This is a genomic window from Thauera humireducens (genome assembly GCF_001051995.2).
In the GTDB taxonomy this organism is placed as follows: domain Bacteria; phylum Pseudomonadota; class Gammaproteobacteria; order Burkholderiales; family Rhodocyclaceae; genus Thauera; species Thauera humireducens.
On record NZ_CP014646.1, the window covers coordinates 3,470,578 to 3,486,494 of the forward strand.

The following is a 15,917-nucleotide window of genomic DNA, read 5'->3' on the forward strand; positions in this document are numbered from 1 at the left end:
GTAGCGGGCGTTTGCGCCCGCTGGCCCGGTTTCGGGCAGGGAGGAGACATCATGAGAATATCCTACAAGGTGGGTGCCGCCGGCGCCCTCCTGCTGTTCGTCACCCTCAGCCTGCTGTCGTTCCTGCAGGTCGCTCAGGTGCGTGCCAGCCTGCGCGCGCAAGCCGAGGCCAGCATCGGCGAGGCCGGCACCGGCCTGGCGCGCCAGATCGAGCATTGGCTGAATGCCAAGCTCAATCTCATGGACATGGCGGCACAGAGCATCGATGCGGACTTCGGTGCCGCCCAGATCCAGCGTGTGTTCGACCGGCCGCTGCTGCGCGAGCAATTCCTGCTGGTCTTCGGCGGACTCGACAGCGATGGTGCGCGCATCACCAATACGCCGAGTTGGGACCCGCCCGGCTGGGATGCGCGCAAGCGGCCCTGGTACGCACTGGCGCAGCGGTCCGAACGCGCGGTCCTCACCGAACCCTATCCGGACGCGGCCAGCGGAGAGATCCTGATCTCCGCGGTGGCCCGGCTCAGCGACCGTGGCCGTTTCATGGGCGCCTTCGGGGGCGACCTGAGCCTCAAGACGATCGCCGAGGCGATCAACACGCTCGACTTCAACGGCGCGGGCCATGCCTTCCTGATGACGCGTGACGGGCGCATCATTTCCCATCCCGACGCGGCGCTCAACGGCAAGCCCTATGCGGAGCTCTTCGATGGCGCACAGCCCGCGCTCGACAAGGCGCTTGCGGAGACGACGGGCGGCGGCCGACATCTGCTGGTGTCGTTTACTCCGCTGACCGGGCTCACCGGCATGGACTGGTTCGTCGGCATCGTGCTCGACGAGGCGGTGCTGATGGCCGAGGCCGACGCACTGAGCCAGCGCGCGATCGCCGGCACCGTGGTTGGGGTGCTCCTGAGCATGCTCGTGCTGGCGGTGCTGATGGGCCGTCTGCTCCACCCGCTCGCGCGGCTGCACCACGCGCTGGAAGAGGTCAATCGCGGCGAGGGTGACCTCACCCGCCGGCTCGGTGAAACGGGGCGCGACGAGATCTCGGATGTGTCGCGTGCGTTCAACGGCTTTGTCACCCACCTGCAGGCGCTGATCCGCAAGGTCAAGGGCAGCGCGCAGCAGCTCGGCGAGGCGAGCGCCCATACCTCGACAGAGGCCGACCATGCCGCCGGGCGCCTGCGCCGGCAGATGGACGAGCTCGAGCGGCTGGTCGGCGCAATGAACGAGATGAGCTCCGCCGCGGAAAACGTCGCCGTCCATGCCCAGGAGGCCGCGCAGGCTGCCGTCGCAGCGCATGACGAGACGGGGGAAGGGGTGCGCGTGGTGTCGAGTTCGACGGCGGCCATTCGCCAGCTCGCCGGGGAGATGGGTGCCACCAGCCACTCGATCAACGAGCTGGTGCGCCTGAGCCAGAGCATCGAGTCGATTCTCGCCAAGATCACCGGCATCGCAGATCAGACCAACCTGCTCGCGCTAAACGCCGCGATCGAGGCGGCACGGGCGGGCGAAGCCGGCCGCGGTTTTGCCGTCGTTGCCGACGAGGTGCGCAACCTCGCGGCGCTGACGCAGGAGTCGACGCGTGACATCCGCGGCATCATCGAGGAGTTGCGTACCGGCGTGCAGCAAGCCGAAAGCCGCATGCTCCAGAGCAGCGAGACCGCTGCGCGGACCGCCGTCGAGGCCGAAACCGCGAACGACATTCTCGCCCGTGTGCGCGATGCGATCACCCACATCAGCACGATGAACCTGCGCATTGCCGAGCTCGCCCAGCAGCAGAGCGCGACTGCACGCGAGATCGACCGTAACACCTGCGTGATCCGCGACATTGGTCGCGAAGTGGCCGAGGGCGCAGAGCGTCAGGTCGGCCACTGCCAGGTCATGGTTGCGCGCGTGCGCGACCAGGACGCGTTGCTGGGTCAATTCAAGGTCTGAGCGACCATGGCCCTCGGCGGGCAGGCCATCCGGACGGCGCCCGAAGCCCATGACGCGGGCACTCTTGAATCCACGGAGGTGAAGCGATGAGCATCGAGACTGCTGCGGCCCTGTTGGGCGTGATCGCGATTGGCACGTACTTCCAGACCGTGACCGGCTTCGGACTCGGGATGATCGTCATCGGTGTCACCAGCGGCTTCGGCCTTGCGCCGATTGCCCTGGTGGCAGCCATCATCAGCCTCGTCACCTTGATGAACAGCGCAGTGGCGCTGCCGGGCAAGCTGCATCACATCGACTGGCCGGCCGCACGCTATGTGCTGGCAGGCGTGCTGCCTTCGACGGTCGCGGGCGTGCTGCTGCTCGAATACATGAGTGCGACCGCCTCGACGCTGCTGCAGCTGCTCCTCGGACTCACCATCATCTACAGCGGCATCGTGTTCATGCTGCGGCCCGCGCCGCTCACCCAGCGTTCGTCGAACGGCAGCTTCTTCCTCAGCGGCTTCCTCTCGGGCCTGTTCGGCGGGCTGTTCGGCATGGCGGGGCCGCCGGTCATCTTCCATTTCTACCGTCAGCCCTTCGACCTGGCGACGGTGCGCAACATGCTGTTGCTGACCTTCGCCTTCACCGCCGGAACGCGGACCATCTTCGCCGGCACCCAGGGGACATTCACCCCCGAGGTCTGGGTGCTGATCGGTTTCACCGTGCCGCTGGTGGCCCTGGCCACCCTGGCAGGGCGGCGCTATCCACCCCCGTTCTCGCAGCTCACGATGCGGCGCATCGCCTTCGGTGTGCTGATCGTGATCGGCGGCGGGCTCGTCTTCAACACCCTGTTCCGCTAGCCCTGACGATGACGCCGACCCTGCTTCAAGTCGTCGGCACGGCGCTCTTCGCGACCGCCGTGCTGCACACCTTCCTGACCAAGCACTTCGAACGCCTCGCCCACCAGACGCCAGCCCATGCGGGGATCTGGCATCTGCTCGGAGAGGTCGAGGTGGTGTTCGGCTTCTGGGCCTTCGTGCTGCTGGGCTTCATGCTCTTCGCCAGCGGGGCGGGTTCGGCCACCGGGTATCTTGAAGGTCTCAACTACACCGAACCCGCCTTCGTCTTCGTCATCATGGTGGTCGCCGCCAGCCGGCCGATCCTGCAGCTGTGTGCAGGCGTGTGCCGCGCGCTCGCGCGCTACGTGCCGGTCGCCGATGGCCTGGCGTTCTATTTCGTGTGCCTTTCGGTCGTGCCCTTGCTCGGCTCCTTCATCACCGAGCCGGCGGCAATGACGCTTGCGGCCTTGATGCTGCGCGACAACATCTATTCACAACGCATTTCGCACGGGCTCAAGTACGTGACCCTGGGCACGCTGTTCGTGAACGTTTCCATCGGCGGCACGCTGACCCATTTCGCCGCGCCTCCGGTGCTCATGGTTGCCGCGCGCTGGGACTGGGACCTGTGGTACATGTTCGGCCATTTCGGCTCGAAGGCTGCGGTCGCCGTGATCATCAACGCCGCAGTCGCCGCCTGGCTGTTCAGGCGCGAGCTGCAGGGACTGGGTCTGCGTCCCGAGACCGGACGCTGCACGGTGCCCACCGCGCTGATCGCGGTCCATGTCGGCTTTCTGGCCGGCATCGTCTATTTCGCCCACCACCCCGAGGTCTTCATCGGCCTGTTCCTGCTGTTCCTCGGCGTGGCCGAAGGCTACCGCCATCACCACGACCGGCTGATGCTGCGCGAAGGCTTGCTGGTGGCCTTCTTCCTCGCCGGCCTGGTGACCCTCGGCGCGCAGCAGCAGTGGTGGCTGCAGGACCTGCTCGCGGGCATGGATGCGGATGTGCTGTTCTACGGCGCAGCGCTGCTGACCGCCATCACCGACAATGCGGCGCTGACCTATCTCGGTTCGCTGGTCGAGGGCACCGACACCGCCTTCCGGCATGCCCTCGTCGCCGGTGCGGTGACCGGCGGCGGGCTCACGGTCATCGCCAATGCGCCCAATCCGGCAGGGTTCGCGATTCTGCGCGGGCATTTCGACCAGGAAGCGATCAACCCCCTCGGTCTGCTGGTCACCGCCCTGCCGCCGACGCTGGTCGCGGTGCTGGCGTTCAGGCTGTTGTGAGCCGCTGCCCGCGCTATGCGCCGGGCGTCGGAAACAGAACGGTGCGCATGACCTCCGCGGCGATGCGCATGTTCGACACCTTGGCCATCAAGTCGTCGAGCGAGACGCGCGCTGTCGGCGCGTGGCAGGCAATCGCCGCAACCGCCTTGCCGCCTTCACCGAGCACCGGAACCGCGACCGCGATCATTCCGCGTACGAATTCCTCGTTATCGATGCCGAGGCCCAGTTTGGCGTTGCGCGCGAGCTCGGCTTCGAGCACCGCCGGGTCTATCAGTGTGCGCGGCGAATGGCGCGTCAGGGTGAGGTTGGCCAGCAGTCGGCGGCGTTCCAGCAGGGACATCGAGGCCAGGAAGAGCTTGCCGCTGGCTGTGCAATGCATCGGCACGAAGGTGCCGGGCTGCAGGTGCATGCGCAGGGGTTCGGTCGTCTCGACGCGCTCGACATAGAGCACCCGGCCTGCGTCGGGAACGGTGAGGTTGCAGGTTTCCCCGAGCTTGTCGACCAGGTTACGCAGTACCGCCCGGCATTCGCGACGCATGTTCGAGCCGCGCAGGGTGCGCAAGGCGAGCGTCGTGGCGCGCGTTCCCGCCACGAAGCCGCGCTCGGCCGGCAGGTGCAGCACGTAGCCCTCGACCTCCATCGCGCGCAGCAGGCGCATCACGGTGCTCTTCGGCGCCTGCATCAGGTGTGCGAGCTGGGCCAGGGTGAGCGGCTGGGGAGACTCTGTCAGGTGTTCCAGGACGGTCAGGGCACGCAGCCGGCGGATGTCGTCGCCAGGGCCGTCGTCGACGTCCCGCGCGTCCCTTCCTGCGGCCTTTCGATTGGGGGACGGCCGGGAAGAACTGGTTGACGGGGTGTTTTTCATGTTTCGCCTGTCTGCATGTTAGGGGCGTGGGGTCTGCATGGATCGCGCCGACGCCCTGGCTGCGGCGTCGGCGCGCCGTCTCTCGTTGCGCACGTTCTGGTCCACTTTTCCGCGCTTACGTTGCACTTCGGGCGTGCGCTGCGGTTTTTTCTTTGCTTCCTTTATGAGCGGATCAATATTAACGATACGAGGTTTTGAAACGCAACATTTCAAAACCGACGGTCGTACTGATCTGCAATATCACGAGGAGGCCTTTCCTGATGTCCATCGAAGTCGATTACATCGTCGTCGGCGCCGGCTCCGCTGGTTGCGTGCTGGCGAATCGGCTCAGTGCCGACGGACGTAACCAGGTGCTGCTGCTCGAGGCCGGCGGCCGCGACACGAATCCCTGGATCCACGTACCGGTCGGCTATTTCAAGACCATGCATAACCCGAAGCTCGACTGGTGTTACCGGACCGAGCCCGACGAGAAGGTTGCGGGTCGCCAGATTCAGTGGCCGCGTGGCAAGGTTCTGGGAGGGTCCAGCTCGCTCAACGGCCTGCTCTATGTGCGTGGCCAACGTGAGGACTACGACCGCTGGGTGGAGTTGGGCAACGAGGGCTGGAGCTTCGACGAGGTCCTGCCCTACTTCAAGAAGTCCGAGGACCAGGAGCGTGGTGCGAGCCAATACCACGGTGTGGGCGGACCGCTGAAGGTTTCAGATCTACGCCTGCGCCGACCGATTGCCGATCATTTCATCAAGGCGGCCCAGGAGATCGGCATCCCCTACAACGAGGATTACAACGGCGAGCGCCAGGAGGGCGTCGGCTACTTCCAGCAGACGGCCTACAAGGGTTTTCGTTGGAGCACTGCGAAGGGATTCCTGCGGCCGGCGATGAAGCGCCCGAACCTGCGTGTCGAGACCGGTGCGCAGACCCTGCGCGTCGTCATCGAGGGCAAGCGCGCCGTCGGCGTCGAGTATCTGCAGGGCGGTGTGCGGCGCATTGCACGGGCGCGCAATGAGGTCGTGCTGTCGGCCGGCGCGATCGGCTCGCCGCAGATCCTGCAATTGTCGGGGGTCGGGCCCGCCGATGTGCTGCAGCGCGCTGGTGTCCCCGTCGTGCATGCGCTGCCCGGCGTCGGTCGCAACCTGCAGGATCATCTGCAGGTCCGGCTAGTGTTCAAGACCCGCGAGCGGACCCTCAACGACGAGGTCAACAGTCCCTTGCGCAAGCTGTGGATCGGTCTGCAGTACATGTTCTCGCGCACCGGCCCGCTCACCTTGGCCGCGAGCCAGGTCGCGATCTTCACGCGTTCGTCGCCGGACGTGGCGCGGCCGGATATCCAGTTCCACATGCAGCCGCTATCGGCCGACAAGCCGGGCGAGGGCGCCCATCCGTTCTCGGCCTTCACCGCCTCGGTGTGCCAGCTCCGTCCGTGGAGTCGAGGTCACATCGAGATCCGTTCGCCGGATCCGCTCAGTTATCCGGCAATACATGCCAACTACCTCGGCGACGAGCGGGACCATCCGGTTGTCATTGGCGGCGTCAAGGTCGCGCGCCGCATTGCCCAGGCCGATGCGCTCCGGCCCCACATCATCTCGGAGTTCGTTCCAGGCGCCCAATTCGCGAGCGATTCCGAGCTGCTCGAGGCCGCTCGTCGTCACAGCCAGTCGATTTACCACCCCGCTGGAACCTGCAAGATGGGGCGCGACGAGCTGGCGGTCGTCGATGCGCGGCTCAGGGTCCGCGGCCTGGCAGGCCTCCGGGTTGCCGACGCTTCGATCATGCCCGAGCTGGTCTCGGGGAACACCAACGCGCCAACCATCATGATCGGTGAAAAGGCCGCCGACATGATCCTCGCGGATGCCGCGTAATCCCGTGGGCCCTGCCTCCCAGGCCGGACTCCCCCGGTAGTTGAAGAGCCTTGCCAACCATAATTATTAGGAGACATCGATGGATCAATCGACGAAGAAGGATGCGAAGGAGGTCAGGCGGGTCGTAAGCGCCAGTCTGATCGGCGCGACGATCGAGTGGTACGACTTTTTCCTCTACGGCGTCGTCGCCGGAATCGTCTTCAACAAGCTCTACTTCCCGACCGGCGATCCGCTCGTGTCGACGATGCTGGCGTACGGGACGTTCGCGGTCGGCTTCATAAGCCGCCCGCTCGGTGGCGTCATCTTCGGTCATTTTGGCGACAAGGTCGGGCGCAAGAGCATGCTGGTGCTGACCTTGATGATCATGGGGGTCGCGACGGTGTTGATCGGCCTGGTCCCAACCTACGACCAGATCGGCCTCTGGGCGCCGGTGCTGCTGCTCATCCTGCGTATCGCCCAGGGCATTGGTCTCGGTGGCGAGTGGGGCGGGGCGGTGCTGATGGCCTTCGAGTATGCACCGAAGAACAAGCGCGGCTTCTACGCGAGCATTCCCCAAATCGGACTTGCCTTGGGGCTGTGCATGGCCTCGGGTGTGGTAGCGCTGCTGTCCTCGCTCCTATCCGACGAGCAGTTCCTGGCCTGGGGATGGCGGATCGCCTTCCTGCTGTCCTTCCTGCTGGTCGCGGTCGGAATGTACATCCGCCTCAATGTGATGGAGACGCCGGAGTTCGCCAAGGTCAAGGCGACGGGTCAGGAGATCAAGCTGCCGATCAAGGAAGTCATCACCAAGTATCCGCGCAACGTACTCGCCGGCATGGGGGCCCGCTACATCGACGGCGTGTTCTTCAACATCTTCGGGGTGTTCTCGATCGCCTACCTGACCCAGACGCTCGAACTCTCACGTACCGATGCGCTGCTCGGGGTGATGGCCGCGGCGCTGGTGATGGTGGTCACGATCCCGCTGTTCGGGGGCCTGTCGGACCGCATCGGCAGGACGCGCATCTACTTCTGGGGGTCGCTGCTGACCGGGCTGTCGGCGTTCGCCGGGTTCTGGTTCATGAAGCACAGCGACGGCAGCCTGCTGGTGGTGTGGCTGTCGATCATCATCCCGTTCGGCGTGTTCTATGCGTCGGTCTACGGCCCGGAAGCCGCCCTGTTCTCGGAACTGTTCGACGCCCGTGTGCGCTATTCGGGGATCTCCTTCGTCTATCAGTTCTCCGGCATCTTCGCCAGCGGCATCACGCCGATCATCGCGACGTACCTGCTGCAGCGCGGTGGCGGAGAGCCCTGGCTGATCTGCGCGTACGTTCTCTTTGCCGGCATCGTCAGTGCGCTCTCCGCACTGTGGATCGGTCGCGACAAGAGCCGTAATCTCGCGAACGCGGTCGTGAGGGAACGGACGGCGATCTGAGCAAAGCCTTAGCAGCGCTCGGGGCCTGGGGATGTCTGACCCAGGCCCCGAGTTCTTTTGGCTGGCTTATAACAATTGGTTTTATGGATAGGGGTGATTGAGAACTCGCCTCGTCTTATTCTCTCGGCTCATGGTGGTGAGCAGGGAGGCGCTCCCGGGCCGTTCGGGGCTGTCCTCTCTGTCAGCATGCTGTCTTTACGAGAGGAGTCGACCATGCTCGAGTTGCTGACGGGTTTCGTGGCGCTGGCCGCCTTTCTGGCGATCTCATATTTCCGGGGACGGAGCAAGAAGGAGAGCGCGCTCGCGACGGCGCTGTCGTCGCCGAGCGAGGTCGCGCGCCTCTACCTGCGGCATTCGCCCGAGATGAATGCCCACTGGCTTCACGTGCAGTTCCGCAATGGCCGCAAGCGTGTGATTGCAGCCCCCTGGGAGCTCGACGACATCCTGGCCCGGCTCGAAGCGAAGGGTCTCCGACTCGACGAGGCAGATCGAAACCTGCTGGCCACGGTCGAGTCCCCCGAGGCGTCCGCGCGCAGGCCGGGCGAAACCCGCCGCCACACTGCGGCGCCGGGAACACCGTTGCGTGCAGGCGCCTGAGCCGCGACAGCGGTCCTCAGGCCTGCGTTGACGCGCTCAACCGCCAGGCCCCCGGTTCGATCGGCAGCAGCGCCGCCACCGCCGCGGTGGCGATCACATGCGTGGTCTCCTGCACCGGGTCGTGCACGTCCAGCCCGCCGAACACCACGGTCACCTCGGCACGCCCGCGCGGCAGCGTGGCGGCGACCACCGCGGCATCGACCTTGTCCGGCTGCTGCACGCCGATCGTGACCTGGACGCGCATGTCCAGGTGGTCATAGCCGAGCGACTTGAACAGTACGATGGAGGAATGGTGCAGGGCATCCTGCACTGCACGGCAGGCGGCCTTGGTGTAGTCGCCGCCATAGAGGTCGTTGCCGGTTCCCATCTCGAGGATGATGCGTTTCTCAGCCATGATTGCGCTCCATGTCGAAGGACACCACTAGGGCGGCGTTGGCGATCACGGTGAGGCCGGTGCCGTCGGGCTTGGTGACGTCCAGGCCGCCGGGGACGACGCGGATCGTCGGTTGGCCATAGGGAAAGATGGCGAGCAAGGCGGCGGTGTCCACCGCCTCCGGCTTCTGCACGCCGATCTCCACGTCGATCAGCATCGCCTCGCGCGGGAAGTCGAACGCGGTCGCCACGTTGAGCGAGTTGTGCCACAGCGCGTCGCGGATCGCGCGCGCCGCAGCCTGGGTGTAGTCCTGGCTGCGGATCGAAGTCCCCATGCCGAACTGCGTGACCATGCGGGTCTTGGCCATTGTCGGTGCTCCTTTGTCGAGTGTTCGGCGCCTTCAGTCGTGCCCGTAGCGCCGGATGGCGAAGTGCTTGGTGGTGTTCTCGATCACCTCCCAGTAACCGCGGAAACCGTCCGGGATCAGGAATGCATCTCCCGTGCGGAAGGTTTGCGCGCTGCCGTCTGCCGCGATCAGGCGGACATGGCCGCTGACGATGTAGCAGAACTCGTCGCGGTCGGTGAATGCGTGCCACCGGCCCGGGGTGCTGGTCCAGGTGCCGGCGATGAAGTCGCCGGCCGGGTTCTCGAAGTAGGTGGTGCTGTGGTGCAGGGGGTCGCCTTCGACGACGCGTCCGGGTAGATCGGCGAGCCGGCGGCTTTCGCGCTGTCCGTCGTCCTGGTTGAAGTCGATGACCTTGATCGTCATTTTCGTGTGGCCTCCTTGGTCGATGCCGTGCAGCGTTCGGGACTTTCCTTCTCGGCGCGCGCTTCAGCGCCGATGGCGGCCGCCGAACAACTGCACGATGTCGAAGAACAGTTCGTTGTCCAGCCCGCGCGTCATGTCGGTGGCCAGGCAACGGCGATAGAAGGGGCTGAGGTCGAGGCCGACGCCGAGGCCGAGGATCTCCACGGCGCCCTGCTGCTCGCGGCGTGCGACCACGTCCTTGAGGTGGTTGTCGAGGTAGAAGGGGTCGTTGGCCAGCCCGGTCGCGCCGTCGGCCGGGCAGCCGTCGGAGATCACGACCAGGATGCGCCGCGCCTCGCCGCGCGCCAGCATGCGGTTGCACGCCCAGTCCACCGCCTCGCCGTCGATGCCCTCGCGGAACAGGTCGGCCTTGAACAGCGCGGCGATGTCGGTGCGTGCCCGCCGCCAGCTGCGGTCGGCGTCCTTGAACACCATGTGGCAGACCTCGTTCAGGCGACCCGGGCGGGGCGGGCGGCCGCGGGCGAGCCATTCACGATGGGGGCGGCCACCGTTCCATGCACCGGTGGTGAAGCCGAGCAGTTCGGTGCGCACGCCCACCATCTCGAGCGCGCGGATCATGAGGTCGACCATCATCGCCACCGGCTCGATGTGCGCCTTCATCGAGCCGGAGCAATCGAGCAGGAAGCTCACCAGGCAGTCGGCCGCCGGCTTGTACTGCTCCTGCCGGAACAGGCGGCGCTCGGTCGGCGAGCTCACGAGCTGGCTCAGGCGGCGGCCGTCGATGTGGCCTTCTTCCTCGCCGAACAGCCAGCCGTCGCGCTGCGGCTCGGCGAGGATGGCGGCGAACAGGCGCGCCAGCCGCGGCAGGTTGATGCCCTGGGCGGCGATGCGCTTGTCCAGGCGCTCGCGGTACTCGCGCAGCAGGGCCTTGCGCACCAGCGTGCCGGCCTGCACCTCGGTGTCGTAGCGGGTGGTGAACACGCGGTAGGCCTGTTCGGCGTCCTCGAAGGCCTTGCTGTGGCCGGTGACGGCCGCGGCGATGCCGTTGTCGTCGCCTTCGTCACGGTCGAAGTCGAGCAGCAGGGCGAAGCCGCGCCGGATCTCCTCGTCCTTCGCTTCGGCCCCCTCGTCGCCGGCCGAAGCGGCGGTCTCAGCATGGATCGTCTCGGCCACGATGCGCGCGATCTCCAGCGCATGGGCTGCGAAGCGGCGCTGGTCGTGGCGATTGCGGCGGATGCCGGCGAGCGCGCTGCCGAGCTGGGAGACGAGCGAGAAGCGGGTGCTCTCGATGTAGTCCTCGGTTTCCTCCAGCACCGGCCTGGTGGTCAGCCGCGACCAGCAGATCTGCGCCACGGTGTACAGCAGAATGCCGAGCCGCCCCTCGGTGAGGCCGGACCGGTAGAAGGCGCGCGACCAGTTCTCGAAGCGGTGGTGCAGGTTGGCGGCCATGCCCGGCATGTCGGCCGGTACGAGGGTTTCGACGCGCAGCTGCTCGAGCAGCTCGAACAGCAGGCGCTCGATCGGGTCGGCGGGGCACAGGCTGCGGTGCAGCTCGGCGTCCGAATGCAGCAGGCGCAGCGCCATGCCGTCGGCGGCGGCGCGACAGTCGGCGAAGTCGTCGTGGTCGGGGTCGATGCGCAGGTGCGGCGCATGCATCGGCAGCGGCCGCGATCCGCGGTGCAGGCGCCGGCCGCGGTAGTGCAGGCTTGCGTCCCCGGTCAGTGCGCGCAGGCTGGCGGCGCACAGTTCCTCGACCTTCTGCTGCCGCTTCGCGTTCTGCTGCGCCGTCGCCATCATTGCGCTTCCGAGCTGCGCATCCAGGACTCGTCCAGTTCCTCGCCGAAGCAGCGCTGGTAGTACTCGGCGACGATCGGGCGCTCGACCTCGTCGCACTTGTTGAGGAAGGACAGGCGGAACGCCAGTGCGGGGTTGCGGAAGATCTCGCAGTTCTCGGCCCAGGTGATGACCGTGCGCGGCGACATCAGCGTGGAGAGGTCGCCGGCGGCGAAGCCCTTGCGGGTGAGGTCGGCGACCGCGACCATCGAGGCGATCAGCTTGCGGCCCTTGTCGTAGTTCTTGCCCGGCACGCGCGCCAGCACGATCGCCACTTCCTCGTCGCGCGGCAGGTAGTTCAGCGTGGCGACGATGTTCCAGCGGTCCATCTGGGCGTGGTTCAGTACCTGGGTACCGTGGTACAGGCCCGTCAGGTTGCCGAGGCCGACGGTGTTGGCGGTGGCGAACAGACGGAACCAGGGGTGGGGGTGGATCACGCGGTTCTGGTCGAGCAGGGTGAACTTGCCGTCGCGTTCGAGGATGCGCTGGATCACGAACATCACGTCGGGGCGGCCGGCGTCGTACTCGTCGAAGATCAGCGCGACCGGGCGCTGCAGCGCCCAGGGCACGATGCCTTCCTGGAATTCCGTCACCTGGAGGCCGTCGCGCACGACGATCGCGTCCTTGCCGACGAGGTCGAGGCGGCTGATGTGGCCGTCCAGGTTCACCCGCACGCAGGGCCAGTTCAGGCGCGCGGCCACCTGTTCGATATGGGTGGACTTGCCGGTGCCGTGCAGACCCTGCACCATCACCCGGCGGTTGCGGCTGAAACCGGCGAGGATGGCCAGGGTGACGTCCGGATTGAAACGGTAGGCGTCATCGACGTCCGGCACGTGGTCGTCCCGCTCGGCGAAAGCCGGCACCTTGAGATCGCTGTCGATCCCGAACACTTCGCGCACCGACACCATCAGGTCGGGGCGGCTCGACACACTTTCCGTCACGCCAGTCTCCTCGTGTTTCCCTTGCTTGCTGCGCGCCCGCGGGCTGCGCCGCCGCTTCATCGCCGGGTGCCGATTGCAGCCGGTGATGCATCATAGACGAGTTTCAAAAAAACATTCAATGCGTACCGTTTTTTAAAATTTGTCGTTGACCTTTTAGGTTTGGGGTCCTAGAGTTCGTTTGCGCATCTCGGATATCGGAACTTTTTGTACCGATTTGAACGAACATAAACCGGAGACCTTCCATGAGCCAGACCCAGACGCTGCCCGACGGCCGCACGATTCCCAGCGGCCCGACTAAGATGACCCCCTCCGAAGCCTTCGTCGAAACTCTGGTGGCCAATGGCGTCACCGACATGTTCGGCATCATGGGCTCGGCCTTCATGGACGCGATGGACATTTTCGCGCCGGCCGGGATCCGGCTGATTCCGGTGGTGCACGAGCAGGGCGCGGGCCACATGGCCGACGGCTACTCGCGGGTGTCGGGTCGCCACGGCGTGGTGATCGGGCAGAACGGCCCGGGGATCAGCAACTGCGTGACGGCGATCGGCGCGGCGTACTGGGCGCACAGCCCGGTGGTGATCGTGACGCCGGAGACGGGCACGATGGGCATGGGCCTGGGCGGCTTCCAGGAATGCAACCAGCTGCCGATGTTCCAGGAGTTCACGAAGTACCAGGGCCACGTGACCCACCCGGCGCGCATGGCCGAGTACACCGGGCGCTGCTTCGACCGCGCGATGAGCGAGATGGGTCCGACGCAGCTGAACATTCCGCGCGACTACTTCTACGGCGAGATCACCTGCGAGATTCCGAAGCCGCAGCGCCTGGAGCGCGGCGCCGGTGGCGAGCAAAGCCTGAATGAAGCGGCCGAGCTGCTGGCCAAGGCCAAGTTCCCGGTGATCATCTCGGGCGGCGGCGTGGTGATGGCCGACGCGGTCGAGGAGTGCAAGGCGCTGGCCGAGCGGCTGGGCGCGCCGGTGGTCAACAGCTACCTGCACAACGACTCGTTCCCGGCGAGCCACCCGCTGTGGTGCGGCCCGCTGGGCTACCAGGGCTCGAAGGCGGCGATGAAGCTGATCAGCCAGGCCGACGTGGTGGTGGCGCTGGGCTCGCGCCTGGGGCCGTTCGGCACGCTGCCGCAGCACGGCATGGACTACTGGCCGAAGAACGCGAAGATCATCCAGATCGACGCGGACAACAAGATGCTGGGTCTGGTGAAGAAGATCTCGGTGGGCATCTGCGGCGACGCCAAGGCGGCGGCCAAGGCCCTGGCGTGGCGCCTGACCGGGCGCGAGCTCGACTGCGACGCGACGCGCGAGCAGCGCTTCGAGAAGATCCAGGCCGAGAAGGCGGCGTGGGAGAAGGAGCTGGACGAGTGGACGCACGAGCGCGACCCGTTCAGCCTGGACATGATCGAAGAGAACGCCAAGGAGAAGCCGTTCTCGGGCGGCGAGTACCTGCACCCGCGTCAGGTGCTGCGCGAGCTGGAGAAGGCGATGCCCGAAGACGTGATGGTGTCGACCGACATCGGCAACATCAACTCGGTGGCCAACAGCTACCTGCGCTTCGAGAAGCCGCGCAGCTTCTTTGCGGCGATGAGCTTCGGCAACTGCGGCTACGCGTTCCCGACCATCATCGGCGCCAAGGTGGCCGCACCGCACCGCCCGGCGGTGTCGTACGCCGGAGACGGCGCGTGGGGCATGAGCCTGATGGAGACGATGACCTGCGTGCGTCACAACATTCCGGTGACGGCGGTGGTGTTCCACAACCGTCAGTGGGGCGCGGAGAAGAAGAATCAGGTGGACTTCTACAACCGTCGCTTCGTGGCCGGTGAGCTGGACAACCAGAGCTTTGCCGAGATCGCGCGCTCGATGGGTGCGGAGGGGGTCACGGTGGATCGTCTGGAGGACGTGGGTCCGGCGCTGAAGAAGGCGATCGATCTGCAGATGAACCACGGCAAGACGACGATCATCGAGATCATGTGCACGCGCGAGCTGGGCGACCCGTTCCGTCGTGACGCGCTCTCCAAGCCGGTGCGCTTCCTGGAGAAGTACAAGGACTACGTCTGAGCGCGCCTGCTGTCCGAACTCCCGCCGCGCACTGCCCAAAGGCCAGGGCGCGGCGGGCTCATCGCTACACTTGCTGCCCCTGATAACCAGAACCGGAACGCGCTGCCCATGAATGCCCCGACCAAGTCCCTGCCCGTGCCGATGTTTGCCGAATTCCGCAGGCTGCTGCCCGGATTCATGCTGTGCAGCGTGATCGGCATCACCGCCGCCTTCGTGTCCGATCACTACGGCGGCCCCAAATTCCTCTACGCGCTGCTGATCGGCATCGCCTTCCATTTTCTGTCCGACAACGACAAGTGCATCCCGGGCATCGAGTTCTCGGCGAAGAAGCTGGTCCGCCTCGGTGTTGCCCTGCTGGGTGCGCGGATCGTGTTCAGCGACGTGTCCGATCTCGGCCTGGCCGGTGTCGGTGCGCTGGCAGGTGCCGTGGTGCTGACGATCGGCTTCGGCCTGATGATGGCCCGCATCCTCGGCCTGCCGTCCATGCTCGGCCTGCTCTCGGGTGGCGCGACCGGCATCTGCGGCATTTCCGCGGCGATGGCGATCTCCGCCACCTTGCCGCAGACCAAGGAGAACGAGCACTACACCCTGCTCACCGCGATCGGCGTCGCAACGTTCTCAACCGCGGCCATGATCCTGTATCCGCTGGTGGTGACCGCCAGCGGCCTGTCGGTGAACGAGGCCGGCATGTTCCTCGGCGGTTCCATCCATGACGTCGCCCAGGTGGTCGGTGCGGCCTTCATGATCTCGCCCTCGGTCGGCGATGCGGCCACGCTGGCCAAGATGTTCCGCGTCGCCATGCTGGTGCCGGTGGTGATGGTGTTCGCGCTGACCTTCCGCGCCGAGGCCGCGAAGGCCGGCGGTGCAGGTGGAAAGAAGGCGCCCCTGCTGCCCTTCTTCCTGATCGCGTTCGCCGGACTGGTCGTGATCAACAGCCTCGGCTGGATTCCGGCGCAGGCGGTCGAGGTGAGCTCGGATGTATCGCGCTGGTGCCTGGTGATCTCGATCGCCGCGCTGGGGGTCAAGACCTCGTTCGAGAAGCTGGCTGCACTGGGCTGGAGGCCGATCGTGCTGCTGTCGAGCGAGACGCTGTTCATCGCCTTCTACATGCTCGCGATCGTTTTCCTGATGCGCCTGCTGTCCGCCTGACCTTCGCTCCAAGGAGAGCCC

The 15,917-nt window shown here is 66.1% G+C and carries 14 protein-coding genes; 8 read left to right on the forward strand and 6 right to left on the reverse strand.

Translation table 11 applies throughout. From position 1 onward, the window contains the following. The first annotated feature begins 51 nt into the window (after window positions 1-51). The 3 genes from AC731_RS16125 to AC731_RS16135 all read left to right on the forward strand — a co-directional run bounded on the left by AC731_RS16125 (window position 52) and on the right by AC731_RS16135 (window position 4,036). Complete coding sequence (locus tag AC731_RS16125) at window positions 52-1,932, forward strand: methyl-accepting chemotaxis protein (RefSeq protein ID WP_048707604.1); 1,881 nt, start codon at window positions 52-54, stop codon at window positions 1,930-1,932. A gap of 86 nt (window positions 1,933-2,018) precedes the next feature. After that, window positions 2,019-2,771 carry a sulfite exporter TauE/SafE family protein gene (locus AC731_RS16130; protein WP_048707607.1) on the forward strand — a complete coding sequence of 251 codons (753 nt, stop codon included), beginning with the start codon at window positions 2,019-2,021 and terminating at the stop codon, window positions 2,769-2,771. A gap of 8 nt (window positions 2,772-2,779) precedes the next feature. Beyond that, on the forward strand, window positions 2,780-4,036 hold the full coding sequence (locus tag AC731_RS16135) for a putative Na+/H+ antiporter (RefSeq protein ID WP_048707609.1): 1,257 nt from the start codon (window positions 2,780-2,782) through the stop codon (window positions 4,034-4,036). A 13-nt stretch (window positions 4,037-4,049) separates the two neighbouring features. On the opposite strand, the gene AC731_RS16140 is transcribed toward AC731_RS16135, so the two are convergent. Further along, entirely contained in the window at window positions 4,050-4,901 is an 852-nt protein-coding gene (locus tag AC731_RS16140) for an IclR family transcriptional regulator (protein WP_048707611.1), read from the reverse strand. 260 nt (window positions 4,902-5,161) lie between these two features. Between AC731_RS16140 and AC731_RS16145 the strand changes: the two genes are divergently transcribed. From AC731_RS16145 to AC731_RS16155, 3 genes are all read left to right on the forward strand, one after another. Further along, the gene (locus tag AC731_RS16145; protein ID WP_048707614.1) at window positions 5,162-6,757 is read left to right on the forward strand and encodes a GMC family oxidoreductase; all 1,596 of its coding nucleotides are present in this window, start codon (window positions 5,162-5,164) and stop codon (window positions 6,755-6,757) included. Window positions 6,758-6,836: 79 nt separating this feature from the next. Next, the gene (locus AC731_RS16150) at window positions 6,837-8,168 is read left to right on the forward strand and encodes an MFS transporter (RefSeq protein ID WP_048707616.1); all 1,332 of its coding nucleotides are present in this window, start codon (window positions 6,837-6,839) and stop codon (window positions 8,166-8,168) included. 213 nt (window positions 8,169-8,381) lie between these two features. Continuing rightward, window positions 8,382-8,765: a hypothetical protein gene (locus AC731_RS16155; RefSeq protein WP_048707619.1), complete on the forward strand. Its 384-nt coding sequence runs from the start codon at window positions 8,382-8,384 to the stop codon at window positions 8,763-8,765. A 16-nt stretch (window positions 8,766-8,781) separates the two neighbouring features. On the opposite strand, the gene AC731_RS16160 is transcribed toward AC731_RS16155, so the two are convergent. The 5 genes from AC731_RS16160 to cobS all read right to left on the reverse strand — a co-directional run bounded on the left by AC731_RS16160 (window position 8,782) and on the right by cobS (window position 12,681). After that, on the reverse strand, window positions 8,782-9,159 hold the full coding sequence (locus tag AC731_RS16160; RefSeq protein ID WP_048707622.1) for a Lin0512 family protein: 378 nt from the start codon (window positions 9,157-9,159) through the stop codon (window positions 8,782-8,784). Then, on the reverse strand, window positions 9,152-9,505 hold the full coding sequence (locus tag AC731_RS16165; protein ID WP_048707625.1) for a Lin0512 family protein: 354 nt from the start codon (window positions 9,503-9,505) through the stop codon (window positions 9,152-9,154). The genes AC731_RS16160 and AC731_RS16165 overlap by 8 nt, the downstream gene beginning before the upstream one ends. 33 nt (window positions 9,506-9,538) lie before the next feature. Further along, window positions 9,539-9,907, reverse strand: coding sequence for a cupin domain-containing protein (locus tag AC731_RS16170; protein WP_082794359.1), 369 nt, complete (start codon window positions 9,905-9,907; stop codon window positions 9,539-9,541). 63 nt (window positions 9,908-9,970) lie between these two features. Next, window positions 9,971-11,704, reverse strand: a complete 1,734-nt coding sequence (locus AC731_RS16175) for a cobaltochelatase CobT-related protein (RefSeq protein WP_237266549.1) — start codon at window positions 11,702-11,704, stop codon at window positions 9,971-9,973. Then, window positions 11,701-12,681, reverse strand: a complete 981-nt coding sequence (cobS, locus tag AC731_RS16180; RefSeq protein ID WP_048707631.1) for a cobaltochelatase subunit CobS — start codon at window positions 12,679-12,681, stop codon at window positions 11,701-11,703. Before cobS ends, AC731_RS16175 begins: the two co-directional genes overlap by 4 nt. Window positions 12,682-12,923: 242 nt before the next feature. On the opposite strand from cobS, the gene xsc reads away from it, so the two are divergent. Both xsc and AC731_RS16190 read left to right on the forward strand, forming a co-directional pair. After that, a complete protein-coding gene (gene xsc / locus AC731_RS16185) occupies window positions 12,924-14,747 on the forward strand; it encodes a sulfoacetaldehyde acetyltransferase (protein ID WP_237266548.1) in 1,824 nt (607 codons plus the stop codon). 108 nt (window positions 14,748-14,855) lie between these two features. Then, on the forward strand, window positions 14,856-15,896 hold the full coding sequence (locus AC731_RS16190; RefSeq protein WP_048707634.1) for a YeiH family protein: 1,041 nt from the start codon (window positions 14,856-14,858) through the stop codon (window positions 15,894-15,896). Window positions 15,897-15,917 lie beyond the last annotated feature (21 nt).